This window comes from Hubeiibacter jixunmingi (genome assembly GCF_041928215.1).
Lineage (GTDB): Bacteria > Pseudomonadota > Gammaproteobacteria > Pseudomonadales > Moraxellaceae > Acinetobacter.
The window spans coordinates 46,725-59,469 of sequence record NZ_JBHFHK010000007.1 but is presented as its reverse complement, the minus strand read 5'-3'; the positions used below and the strand labels follow the sequence as shown (position 1 = coordinate 59,469).

Annotated in this window: 10 protein-coding genes and 1 pseudogene; 4 read left to right on the top strand and 7 right to left on the bottom strand. The window is 39.4% G+C overall.

Going from position 1 to position 12,745, the window contains the following annotated elements; all coding sequences use genetic code 11:
• Nucleotides 1–261 precede the first annotated feature (261 nt).
• From ACEYX7_RS02130 to ACEYX7_RS02115, 4 genes are all read left to right on the top strand, one after another.
• A complete protein-coding gene (locus tag ACEYX7_RS02130; RefSeq protein WP_374900161.1) occupies nt 262–1,326 on the top strand; it encodes a polysaccharide biosynthesis/export family protein in 1,065 nt (354 codons plus the stop codon).
• A gap of 1 nt (nt 1,327) precedes the next feature.
• Nucleotides 1,328–1,756 carry a low molecular weight protein-tyrosine-phosphatase gene (locus ACEYX7_RS02125; protein WP_374900160.1) on the top strand — a complete coding sequence of 143 codons (429 nt, stop codon included), beginning with the start codon at nt 1,328–1,330 and terminating at the stop codon, nt 1,754–1,756.
• A 56-nt stretch (nt 1,757–1,812) separates the two neighbouring features.
• A complete protein-coding gene (locus ACEYX7_RS02120) occupies nt 1,813–4,002 on the top strand; it encodes a polysaccharide biosynthesis tyrosine autokinase (RefSeq protein ID WP_374900158.1) in 2,190 nt (729 codons plus the stop codon).
• A 94-nt stretch (nt 4,003–4,096) separates the two neighbouring features.
• Nucleotides 4,097–5,032 (top strand): tRNA dihydrouridine synthase, encoded by a 936-nt coding sequence (locus ACEYX7_RS02115; RefSeq protein ID WP_374806486.1) that lies wholly within the window; start codon nt 4,097–4,099, stop codon nt 5,030–5,032.
• A gap of 43 nt (nt 5,033–5,075) precedes the next feature.
• Here the strand turns inward: ACEYX7_RS02115 and ACEYX7_RS02110 are convergent, their stop codons facing one another.
• From ACEYX7_RS02110 to ACEYX7_RS02080, 7 genes and pseudogenes are all read right to left on the bottom strand, one after another.
• Nucleotides 5,076–5,528: a Na+/H+ antiporter subunit G gene (locus ACEYX7_RS02110; RefSeq protein ID WP_374806485.1), complete on the bottom strand. Its 453-nt coding sequence runs from the start codon at nt 5,526–5,528 to the stop codon at nt 5,076–5,078.
• Between the two features lie 24 nt (nt 5,529–5,552).
• Entirely contained in the window at nt 5,553–5,828 is a 276-nt protein-coding gene (locus tag ACEYX7_RS02105) for a monovalent cation/H+ antiporter complex subunit F (protein ID WP_374802433.1), read from the bottom strand.
• Nucleotides 5,829–5,917: 89 nt separating this feature from the next.
• Nucleotides 5,918–6,427, bottom strand: a pseudogene (locus ACEYX7_RS02100) (Na+/H+ antiporter subunit E); the annotation flags it as partial.
• A 16-nt stretch (nt 6,428–6,443) separates the two neighbouring features.
• On the bottom strand, nt 6,444–8,261 hold the full coding sequence (locus ACEYX7_RS02095) for a monovalent cation/H+ antiporter subunit D (RefSeq protein WP_374806484.1): 1,818 nt from the start codon (nt 8,259–8,261) through the stop codon (nt 6,444–6,446).
• On the bottom strand, nt 8,261–8,626 hold the full coding sequence (locus tag ACEYX7_RS02090) for a Na+/H+ antiporter subunit C (protein ID WP_374802437.1): 366 nt from the start codon (nt 8,624–8,626) through the stop codon (nt 8,261–8,263). The genes ACEYX7_RS02095 and ACEYX7_RS02090 overlap by 1 nt, the downstream gene beginning before the upstream one ends.
• An 11-nt stretch (nt 8,627–8,637) precedes the next feature.
• Nucleotides 8,638–11,466: a monovalent cation/H+ antiporter subunit A gene (locus tag ACEYX7_RS02085; protein WP_374802439.1), complete on the bottom strand. Its 2,829-nt coding sequence runs from the start codon at nt 11,464–11,466 to the stop codon at nt 8,638–8,640.
• 392 nt (nt 11,467–11,858) lie between these two features.
• Nucleotides 11,859–12,710 (bottom strand): MetQ/NlpA family lipoprotein, encoded by an 852-nt coding sequence (locus tag ACEYX7_RS02080; RefSeq protein ID WP_374900157.1) that lies wholly within the window; start codon nt 12,708–12,710, stop codon nt 11,859–11,861.
• Nucleotides 12,711–12,745: the final 35 nt, after the last annotated feature.

Below are 12,745 nucleotides of genomic sequence, written 5' to 3'. Positions count from 1 at the left end.
GAATGAAATTAGTGGCAGGATTTATAAATTGGCAAGTTAATCGCTAAATTTACATTTTCGAAAGAGGTCTAATATACATCGTTTATTATATAAGTACATTAACATTTCACACACACTAGGCGCAGGCATTACAATCATTTTCCCTAGCTAAACTAATCCAAATCTATTACAATAGGTAGCTAACCATCAGACTTATGTACAACTATGCAAAGCTCTATTCCGTGCAAAAAGAATTTCATTATCACAGTCCTTGGCTTAGTCATGCTATCAGGTTGCAGTATTGGCTCGGGGCTTCAAACGCATAACCTTCCTAAAGACAATGGGGAATCAATAACGCCACAAGGTGCACATGTTGATTTAATCCCACTTACACAAGAAAATATTCCACAAATCCGATTACAACAATTGAATAATAAAGGATTATCTAGCGGTGGTGATGTAAGACAATTATTCTCTTCACAACCTAGTGAATACCGTTTAAGTCCTACAGATGTATTATCTGTACAACTTTGGGCTTACCCTGAAATCACACCTCCCCAAACTGGCAATACGGTGGCTTCTGGCTATACTATCGACAGTAGTGGCTATCTGTCTTTGCCAATGATTGGTCGAGTTAAAGCTGCAGGGCGAACATTGAATGAGCTAACAAACACGCTTCGTAGCCAATATTCTCGCTATTTAAGAACACCTGATGTCACAGCAAGAGTGATTTCATATCAGGGACAACGATATGTGGTAAATGGTCAAGTATTAAAGAGCGGTCAATATAATATCAGCGATCAACCCGTTAGCCTTTACACAGCACTTAGTATGGCAGGCGGAATTAACCCCGAAACTGGTGATAGCTCTAACATCCAGTTGATTCGCAATGGTAAAACATATACCTTAAATACTTTTGACCTTGAGAAAGCAGGTCTGTCTCTGCACAGATTATTGATACATCCAAACGATACTATTTTTGTTAGTTCTCGTCAAAATCAAAAAGTTTATGTGATGGGTGAAAGCAATAAATCACAATCGATTGTGTTACGCGACCAAGGCATGTCTTTGTCTGATGTTCTTGGTGAAAGCGAAGGCCTTAATCCAAACAGTGCCAGTGCAGGACGTATATATGTCATGCGTACTGACGAACAGACTGGCAAACCACACATCTATCAGCTGGATCTAAGCCACTTGGGCAACTTCGCACTCGCTAATCAATTTATGATGCAAAGAAATGATATTGTTTATATTGATGCCACGGGTTTGACTCGTTGGCAACGTATTCTCAATCAACTCATCCCTTTTTCTAACGCACTATATAGCCTAAAACAATTAGGAATTTAATATGAATATGCAGAATATCATGATGGTTTGTGTAGGTAATATTTGTCGTAGCCCTATGGCAGAATATTTTCTAAAGACAGCACGTCCAGACTTAAACGTATTTTCCTCAGGCATTTCAGGCATGGTTGGATATCCAGCAGACGATAAGGCAATACATTGCATGGACAGATTAAATATTGATATGCGTACCCATGTTGCACAAAAGCTGGATGCAAATCTAATAAAAAAAGCAGATCTTATTTTGGTAATGAGTAATAATCAATTACAGCATATTGAACAAACTTTCCCTTTCGCAAAGGGCAAAACCTTTCGTCTAGGACATTGGCAAACACAAAACGTGCCCGATCCATACCAACATGACCAAGCTTTTTTTGATGAAACCTGCCATAATATTCAATCCTATGTACAAGATTGGGTCAAGCGGATCTGATTTCCGTTTAAGATCTTAGCCAGCGCCACATGATGTTAAATTTGAAGTAACAAGCCATGACACAAAAAAATACAGTCTCCGATGACACCATAGACTTAAAAGAGTTGTTTTTCTCCATTATTTCACAGTGGAAAATTATTTCATTGTGCATGATCTTGTCTTTAATTCTAGCATTAATGTATTTACGCATTACACCTAATACCTATAGTACCGATGCATTGATACAAGTCGAAGATAAAAAAGGTGTGGGGGCATCTGCATTACTAGGTGAACTGGGTAATCTAGCCAATGCAGGTGGCAATTCTGCTGCCATCGCAGAATCCGAAATCTTACGTTCTCGTTCAGTACTATCAAAGGTTATTAAAAATCTAACCCTAGATATCAGCATCGAACGAGCAGACAAAGGTCTATTTGAACGTTTAAGCAACCCTAAACAACCAATATTAGAATACACTGCCGAAGGTGTACGCTATGTAGATAGTAATACATCTATATTTATTGAACAGTTAGATATTCCTGCTTATTATAAAGATAGAGATTTACGACTGGATTTCCTTAATCAGAATGAGTACGTCATTAAATATAAAGAAGAGCAAGTATTCAAAGGTAACTTAAATCAAGTTAGCACTGAGACGGATCAAAATGGTATTTGGCAAGTGCGAATCAATTCAAATATTGCCAGTAATCATTCCGTTAATGTCAAAAAGCTTTCCGAACCTGCTGCTGTTAAAAATATTTCGGCTACGTACAATGTTTCAGAGCGTGGTAAAAATTCAGGCATTTTAGAACTTAAAGTTCAAGGTGAAGACCCTACGCACATTACAAAAGTATTAAATGATATTCTTAATGTTTATCATGAAAATAATATTTTACGTAAGAGTTTAGAATCCAAGCAAACATTGAGTTTCCTGGATAAGCAATTACCTGAAATCAAGAGACAACTAGAGGGTTCTGAACAAAAATTCAACCAGTTCCGTGAAGACAACAACACAGTCGATATTAATCAAGAATCCCAACTTTTACTCAAACAAAATATTGAATTAGATACAAAACGCTTTGAGTTGAAGCAAAAACAAGCCGAGCTGTCAGCACGCTATACGAATGACTTCCCTTTAATGGTCGAAATCAATTCACAAATTGCAGCACTTGAAAAAAAATCTAACGAATTATCTTCAACATTAACGCAATTACCCGAGAAACAACGCCAGTATCTACAATTGTACCGCGATGTACAAGTCAACACGCAACTCTATACCAATTTATTGAACAGCTATCAGCAACTTAAGATTGCTGAGGCTGGAGAAATCGGTAATGTGCGTATCATCGACCATGCTATTAAGCCTGTAAAAGAAATCAAACCCCAAAAGCTTATCATTTTGGCTTTAGGATTAATTGCAGGTCTATTCGTTGGTATTATGATTGCATTAGGACGTAATCTTCTACGTTCAGGTATCCAAAATGCCAAAGATATCGAGAACGAACTCGACTTACCAGTTTATGCGACTGTACCTCGTTCTGAAAAACAAGAGCGTCGCATTAAAATTTTACGTAAGAAAAAGCAATTACCTATTCTTGCAGCAAAACATTCTGATGATATTGCGATTGAAAGCTTACGTAGCATTCGTACCGCCATCCATTTTGCATTGATGAATGCAAAAAATAATGCAATCATGCTTAGTGGCCCTGCACCAGAGCTTGGTAAATCGTTTATTTCTGTTAACTTGGCAACAATTTTTGCACAAAGTGGCAAACGTGTTTTATTGATTGATGGAGATATTCGCCGTGGTTACTTGCATAAGTATTTCAATCAAGCAACACAACCTGGTCTATCGAACTATTTATTGACCACATCTAGTTTAGAACAAGTTACACATCATACCGACATCGAAAATCTTGACTTTATGAGTCGTGGTGTAAATCCTCCAAATCCTTCTGAACTCTTGAATTCAGCACGCTTTCAAGAGCTGCTTGAGATTTTAAATGAACAATATGACTATGTGATTATTGATACACCGCCTGTGTTGGCTGTTACTGACCCTGTGATCGTATCTCGTTATGCTGGCATCAATTTATTAATCGCTCGATTTGGTCGAACTAATATTAAAGAGTTAGAAACCTCAATTGATCGCTTTGAACAAGCTGGTAGCAAAATTACTGGCGTGATTCTAAACGATGTACAACGCACTGCTAGCTCAGGTTATAATTATAATTATAACTACGCCTACACTGCAACAAAAGAAGACTAACTTCACATCTTCATCGCTAAAACGCCCTTTTGGGCGTTTTAATCTTTTGAAATCATGCTTTAAATACCTATTTTAGTTTTGTGTGAGTAAAGAAATGAAATTAATTTTGGCACCGATGGAAGGTTTGACCGATCCTGTCATGCGACAAGTATTGACCAGCATTGGGTATTATGATTGGTGCGTGACCGAGTTTATCCGTGTTACGGATAGTGTCCTACCAGATCATATTTTTTATCATTACTGCCCTGAGCTAAAGAATCAAAGCAAAACCGTAAATGGCACGCCTGTACATGTGCAATTTTTAGGCAATCGTATTGATATGCTTGCTGCGAACGCTGTAAAAGTCGCTGAGATGGATGCCGCTGCAATCGATTTAAATTTTGGCTGCCCAGCTAAAACCGTTAATCGTCATCGTGGCGGGGCTGTCTTACTTGATGAGCCTGAAACGATTTATCAGATTGTTCATGCTGTACGTCAAGCAGTTCCACAACATATTCCCGTATCCGCAAAAATGCGTTTGGGCTATTTGGATGATCATCATAGTCTAGACAATGCTTTGGCAATCCAATCCGCAGGTGCAAGTTGGCTAACCATTCATGCCCGTACTAAAACTGATGGTTACACGCCACCTGCATATTGGGAAAAAATAGCACCTTTGAAGTCAAAGATTCATATCCCAATTATTGCTAATGGTGAGATTTGGACAGTACAAGATGCATTATCATGTCAACAACAATCGGATTGTGTAGATCTCATGCTTGGACGTGGTGCAGTGACTACGCCTGATCTGGTCAATCGTATTCGTCAACAGAATCATGGCAATATCATGCCTTGGCAAGAATTATTGGCTATTCAATTGGCATTTTTGGATGGAGAATATAAAACCGAGTTGGCATTACTCGGTCGTTACAAACAATGGCTTGGTATGCTCACCAAAAGCTATCCTGAGGCACAAATATTGTGGCAACAGGTGAAAAAAATCAAAGATTTAGACCAAATAAGAACAACATTACAGCAAGCTTCCATTTAGAAACCTAATCGTTATCGGGCTTTTCTACAGTTTGCTTTGCAGGCTATGGACTATTTGGTGATGTATTGCTTGGCATTGGCACATCATCCACTGGCATAGGTGCAGGCGTCGATTGAGAAATACTCAATGCTGTTGGACGACGGTAGCTTTGCCAAGGTAGTGGACGGTTCAATGCCTCTGGCACAGCACCACCATGCGAACGCAGATTTAAATGGATTGCTGCTTGTGCGAGTAAGTTTGCAGATACAGGTGCAGTGATAAATGCGAGCAATGTGATCAGTAACTCTGGGAAACCAATACGTCCTTGAAATGCTGAATAAACAATGGATGCAATCAAAAAGCTACCTAAACCCAAGGTACTGGATTTGGTTGGTGCATGCAAACGCATAAATAAATCAGGTAAACGTAGCATACCCAAAGCACCAATCAAGGTAAAGAAACTACCTACGATCAAGAAAAAAGAAATAAATAGCTCAAATGCCAACTTTGAAGTCATAGTATTTTCCTCATTTAAGCCAAATTAATCAATGACATGACCTGTAGTGAAATAGCGTGCCAAAGAAACCGTAGAGACAAAACCCAATAAGGCGATGACCAATGCTGCTTCAAACATCAAGGTGCTCATCCAGTAAATCGCCAGTACAATAATCAAACATACTGCATTTAAAAATAAGGTGTCCAATGCCAGAAGACGGTCGATCACCGAAGGCCCTAAAATCAATCGAACCAAACAACAGAACAAAGAAATTGTGATTGCACCGATACTCAACAAAAGTACATAAGGCAAAATAATCATTAATTTTTCTCCTGCTGTGCTGACACATCATTTTCTGACGCATCAGATAATGGTAAATTACCTACGCCCTCTACGGCATCTAATGCGTGGAATATTTGGATAAGTGGACGCTCATAGCGTTGCTTAATGTCTTCGATATCAGTGTGTTCACTGTCAGTACTTAAGCTGTGTACCAAAATATCACCACGCTCCAAATCGATACCTGCCGATACTGTCCCTGGCGTAGTCGTGATGATCATCGCCAGCAAACTATTGACCTGATTATGATTGGTCTCTAAAGGCACACGATACCATTTTGGATGTAGGTTTTTGCTTGGGCCTAATACCAGTTTCGCAACACGGATATTACTGATAATAATATCCCACAGTACCACAAAAAATAATTTTATCGCCGCAACCCAATCCAAACTCGCTGTACGCACGACAAATTTTTGCATCAATTTTGGAATTGCTAATCCAAGAATAACCGCCATTAACACATTGCCAAAAGAAACGCTGTGTTGCAACATAAGCCATGATAATGCAACGATCCCTGATACCAAGGGATGGGGCAATAACATAAATAATAGCGTTGGCTTAAACTTGATTTTTTTGCTCATCAAATTTCTCCTTAGGCTATGGATTGTTCACAGCAACTGCACCACTGGCAGGCTGTGTTAAGGGTTGTTGCGAAGATTGTGGTTCAGCTGACTGAGACAATTTATCTAAGTCGATGTGATCACCATACAATGTATCAGGATGAATCGTATTCTTAATGGTATGTTGATACGGATCATCACTTGTCGCACCATATTTTAATCCAGGCAAGTAATTCGCATCATACTTTTGTACACTGATTGGCTGATTATTTTCATCAAATTTAAGTACTTTACGTTGATACAAAGACTTGTCTTGTAATTGTGCGGCTGCTGCATAAGCATATTGATGTACTGGCTCGGCAACCACTGCATAGCTGATGAGCAAGCCAATGAATAAATAAATCAATTTATCTACACGGGGTGTTGGCTGACTTGGCAAGGCTTGATAACTGGTAAAAGCAGGATTTTTAGGGTTATCCTCTGGATGTTCAGCACGCCAAAAGATCAAGAAACCTGTACGCACAAACACCAATATAGACAACAAACTTACCAATAGAATGGCCAAGATAATCCACACCTGATAAGGGCTATATGCTGTCGCCTGCAAAATCATGACTTTACCCACAAAACCACTCAGTGGCGGTAAACCAGCCATCATCAATGCCAAGATAAAGAATAAAATACTCACCAGCTTGTTTTGCTTCATAATTGGTGCGATTTTAATATGGTCTTTGGCATCACCACGCTGATAACCAATCCACTCTGCCAATAGATAGAATGCTGCTGCCACAAAAGTACTGTGTACCAAATAATATAATGCTGCTGACCATGCTTGCGTGTTATTCAATGCAACGGCAATCAAAATTGTACCAATAGACGAAAGCACCATAAAACCAATCATACGGCGTAAACGCTCTGCCCCCATCGCACCAATCACACCATAAATGGTCGTTGCCACACCGATACCTAGTAGCAATGTATCCAAGACATAATTCGAGCCCGCATCACTAAATACCGTACCATTAACACGCAAAATGGCATAAATTCCGACTTTGGTCATCAATGCGAAAATCGCGGCAACTGGTGTGGTTGCGACCGCATACGTTTTTGGTAGCCAAAAACCAACAGGGAACATGGCTGCTTTAATACCAAATACGACAAATAACAATAACGCACCTGCTAATGCCATTTGGTGATTATCTTCAGGCAAGGTTGGATAGAGTCGTGCCACATCTGCCATATTCAAGCTACCGACATTACCATAAATCAGACCTAAGCCAATTAAGAATAATGCCGATGCCAATAGGTTGATAATGACATAATGAATGCCCATTTTAAAACGTGGTGTGCTATGGCTATGTAATAGCAAGACATAAGATGACATTAATAAGATTTCAAAAAAGACAAACAGGTTAAATAAATCGCCCGTTAAAAATGCACCCGAAATCCCCATCATCAAAAAATGCATCATGGTGTGAAAATAGCGACCTTTTAAATCCCATTCCGCACTGGCATACCATAAAATCGGCAAAACCAATATATAAGATAACAAGACCATCATGGCAGCCAAACGGTCAACCACCAACACGATACCAAAAGGTGCTGTCCATTGTGCCAATTCATAAACTTTAGTCGCACCCGTACTAGCATGCATCACCATTAAAATTGCGAATATCAAGCCAATCGAAGCTGAAATTAAACTGATGGCATGGCGTATAGGTTGTCGCCAATCTTGCTGAAGCGAGCCTGCACCAGGATTACCCAAAAGTATTAATATAAAGCTGGTAAATGCGGGCAAGAGAATGCTAAAAATCGGAAAATGCACTTGCCAAAAACTTACGAGTGCATCCAACATCAGGTTTCATCCTCTGGTGAGCTATACTGAATATTGTCATCAATGGCATCAACATGATCATTTCCTGTTGCATAACGTGTCCGCAAAGCAAGTTGCACCACAAATGCAGTGGTCGCAAAACCAATCACAATCGCAGTCAGTACCAAAGCTTGTGGCAAAGGATCACTCACCTTTGTGACATCAGTCAAAATTGCTGGTGCATTGAGCTGTAAACGCCCCATGCTAAATAAAAACACATTGACCGCATAACCAATCATCACTAAACCCAAAACCACAGGAAAAGTACGACGACGTAAAATCAAATAAATCCCTGTTGCAGCCACGATGCCTACACCAGATGCAATTAAAAATTCAATACTAATCATCTCTTTTCCCCTTATTCACCACGAACCGGACCAGTCATGGTCGAATGGCGTGAGTCACCCAATACCGAAATCAACAACATGGTCGCACCAACTACCGTAACATAGACACCTACATCAAATAATGCTGCTGATGCCAAATGTATTTCACCAATCAATGGCGGATTGACATAAAAATGTGCACTGGTTAAGAAAGGACGCCCCCAAAGCCATGCTCCCATTCCCGTCAAGCCTGCAACGACTAAACCGCCACCAATCCATTGTTCATAACTACGTCCTGATTTGGCACGAATTAAAAATTCGGCTTTGTCTTGCCCCAAGGCAATATATTGTACAATCAATGCCATTGAAGTAATCAAACCTGCAATAAAACCGCCACCAGGTAGGTTATGACCACGCAAGAAAATATATAGACTCACTACCAATGCTAGTGCCAAAATCCATGAACCCGTGACACGCAATAATAATGGCGATGGGGTAAAACGATGTGTTAAGCCTTTAGTCACTGTAGTACCATGGGCACGCATACCATCCATCAAACATAATGCACCAATACCAGCGATACCTAACACCACGATTTCACCAAAGGTATCAAAACCACGGAAATCGACTAACACCACATTCACCACATTTGAGCCCCCACCAAGTGGGATAGATTGTTGCAAAAAGAACCATGAAATCGATTGATGATCTCGTGTAAGTACTAACCAAGTCAACCAACCTAAGCCAAAACCACCTATAATCGCCAATGCGGCATCACGCCAACGACGTGTACGAGAAGATTCATACGGCGTGAGTTGTGGTAATAACGACAAGCCCATCAATAACAAGACCGTACTCACTACATCTACCACGATTTGTGTCAATGCCAAATCAGGTGCAGACATCGTCACAAATACAATAGTCACTACCAACCCAATTGCACCACTAATCAAAATCGCTTTGATCCGCTCATGGTGAAACCACAACATCATCCAACAGCCAGTCAATAATAATAACCACAGCACAATCGCAACAATCGGTGCATGAATCAGCTCACGCGTACCTGTAGTAAAACCAAAACCGTATAACGGAATAATTGCCATCGCTAAAGTAAAGAATACGATGATGAATAAATAGTTTTGTAATGAACCTGTTTCAGTAGCTTTTTTAAATTTACGGCTATTCAGCACTAAGCTTTTTAATATTTTTTCAAAAATGACTGGTCCACGAAGATTACCCAAAATCGGATCAAAGTCAATTTTACGAATACGTCCATTTTTTGCCAAAGTAAAATATAGACCCAAGCCACCCACTAACGCGACAATACTCATCATCAATGGCAAATTAAAACCATGCCAAATCGCCAAATGTACCAGTTCAAAGTTTTGATGTTGTACAGTCGCAATGGTCACGGCATTGACAATATCTTCAACAAAGACTGCAGGCAAAACACCCACCAAAATACACAATGTTGCCAACAAAGCAATCGGTGCTAACATCGGTTTTACAGGCTCATGGATATGCCCTTCACTCGGTAATTTCTTGGCAAAAGCATGATCAAAAAATACGCCATGCACCAAACGCACTGAATAACTGACTGCAAATACCCCAGCCAAAGTCGCCAATACCGCAAACAATAGCAAAGTTATACCGCTATGACTTGCCACCAATTCGGTGAAGAACATTTCTTTGGATAAGAAGCCATTGGTAAATGGTACACCTGCCATCGCAGCACAAGTAATCATTGCTAATGTGCCAGTAATCGGTAAGAATTGCCACGTTCCACCAAGCTTACGCAAATCACGCGTTCCCGTTTCATGGTCAATCACACCCGCAATCATAAACAATGCTGCTTTAAAGGTTGCGTGATTGATAATATGGAAAATCGCTGCTGCAATCGCAAGCGGTGAACCAATACCAATCAAACACATGATTAAACCCAAATGACTGATGGTCGAATATGCCAATAGACCTTTTAAATCTTCTTTAAAAATCGCAAAGAACGCTCCAACACATAGCGTAATCAAACCCACCATGGTGACGATTTGATGATAAGCCATGGCACCGACAAAAATCGGAGACAAGCGTAATAACAGGAAAATCCCTGCTTTCACCATCGTTGCAGAGTGCAAATATGCCGATACTGGCGTTGGTGCTGCCATCGCATTCGGCAACCAAAAATGAAACGGAAATTGTGCCGATTTAGTAAATGCACCCATTAATACCAAGCCCAAAATCACTGGGAACAATTGGCTATTTTGAATAATGTCTGCTTTGAGAAAAATTTGGTCAATTTGGAACGTGCCTGCCACTTGCCCGATCAAGATAAAGCCTGCTAACAAACACAAACCACCCATCCCCGTGATGGTCAGTGCCATCCGTGAGCCACGTTGTGCCACTTCATAACGGTTCCAATAGGCAACCAGCAAGAACGAAGAAATACTGGTTAATTCCCAAAATACCAATAACATCAATAAGTTGTTTGATAAAGCAATACCTAACATGGCTGCCATAAACAGCATGAGTAGGCTATACAACTTGGCTAAAGAATTTTTATTACTTAAATAATAATAGGCATAAATAAAAATCAGCGTGCCTATGCCACTGATCAATAACGCAAATAATAAACTTAAAAAGTCTGCTCTTAAATCGATATTAAAGTCTAAGCTTGGCAACCATGCATAACTTGCCATCACCGCTTGTTGGCTTTGTACATCGGGAATAAAGGACAATAGCATGGCAAAGCATGACAAACTCAACACACTGGCAAAGATCGCCGTGAGTCCGCGTGAGAATTTTTCTAGTCCCCAAACCAAAGTTGTGCCAAGCAATAATGGCAAAAGGATAATCAATAACAGCACAGTCGTATCCTATTTAGTGACACATGCCAATAAAACTATCAGCAAAGACGTTTAAAGAAAACCATAACGGTCAAAATTAGTGCGATATTGCATCGCATCTCAAAACAAATCTCAAAATTTAAGTCAAAAGCACAAATTGCTTTTCACTTATTGTCATATTTTTAACAGATACTTATCAGAAAAACTGAGCATATTTGCGACATGACATAGATATTTTTTATATTATTATACTAAAGTGCTAAAAACAAGTTATCTTTACAGAAACATAAAAAAAAGTTGAGCGAATGATTGATTAAAATAAATGATGATAAAAATCAGTATCATAAACCCAAAAATTATCCCCTGCATAGACAGGGGGTAATTTTATTCAATGCCTATAAATCAAGCATCAATTACCAGCCTTTCACCACACCATCTTTGAAGTGTTTTTTCGCTTCTTCATACACTTCTTCAGATTGATAAGCTTTTACAAAGTTTTTGATTGCATCGCTATCTTTGTTGTCATCACGAGATACGATAATGTTCACATAAGGTGAATCTTTATCTTCAACAAATACTGCATTTTCAACAGTCAAACCAACTTGACCTGCATAAGTGTTATTCACCACAGCCAAATCTACGTCATCTAATGCCTTAGCAGCGATTGATGTATCAACTTCTTTTACTTTCAATTTCTTCGGATTTTCTACGATATCCATTGATGTTGAGAACAAGTTTTTGTTGTCTTTTAACTTAACAAGACCTTGCTTTTCTAACAAAATCAACGCACGAGCCAAGTTACTTGGATCATTTGGTACAGCCACTACCGCACCTTCTTTCAACTCGCTAATGTTCTTGATTTTTTTAGAATAACCAGCCAATGGATAAACAAAAGTATTGCCTACAATCACTAAGTTTTTGTAGTTATTTTCTTGTGAATTTTTGTCCAAATATGGCTTATGTTGCATCGCATTGGCATCCAAATCACCTTTGCTCACCGCACCATTAGGTAATGCATAATCATTAAACAAAACCAATTCTACATTAAGATTATATTTTTCTTTGGCAACTTTAACCGCAGTTTCAGCAACTTGCTGTTCAGGGCCTGACATCACACCAACTTTAATATTTTGTGTAGCGGCTGGTTTATCACCACCTTGGGCTGCTGATGCTGGTGCTGTACTTTGTTGAGATTGACCACCACAAGCACTCAATACAATTACCGAACTCATAGCACAAACAGTTAAAAAACGACTCAGTTGCATAACAATTCCTCTCACTCCAGGAGAATTAAATTTAG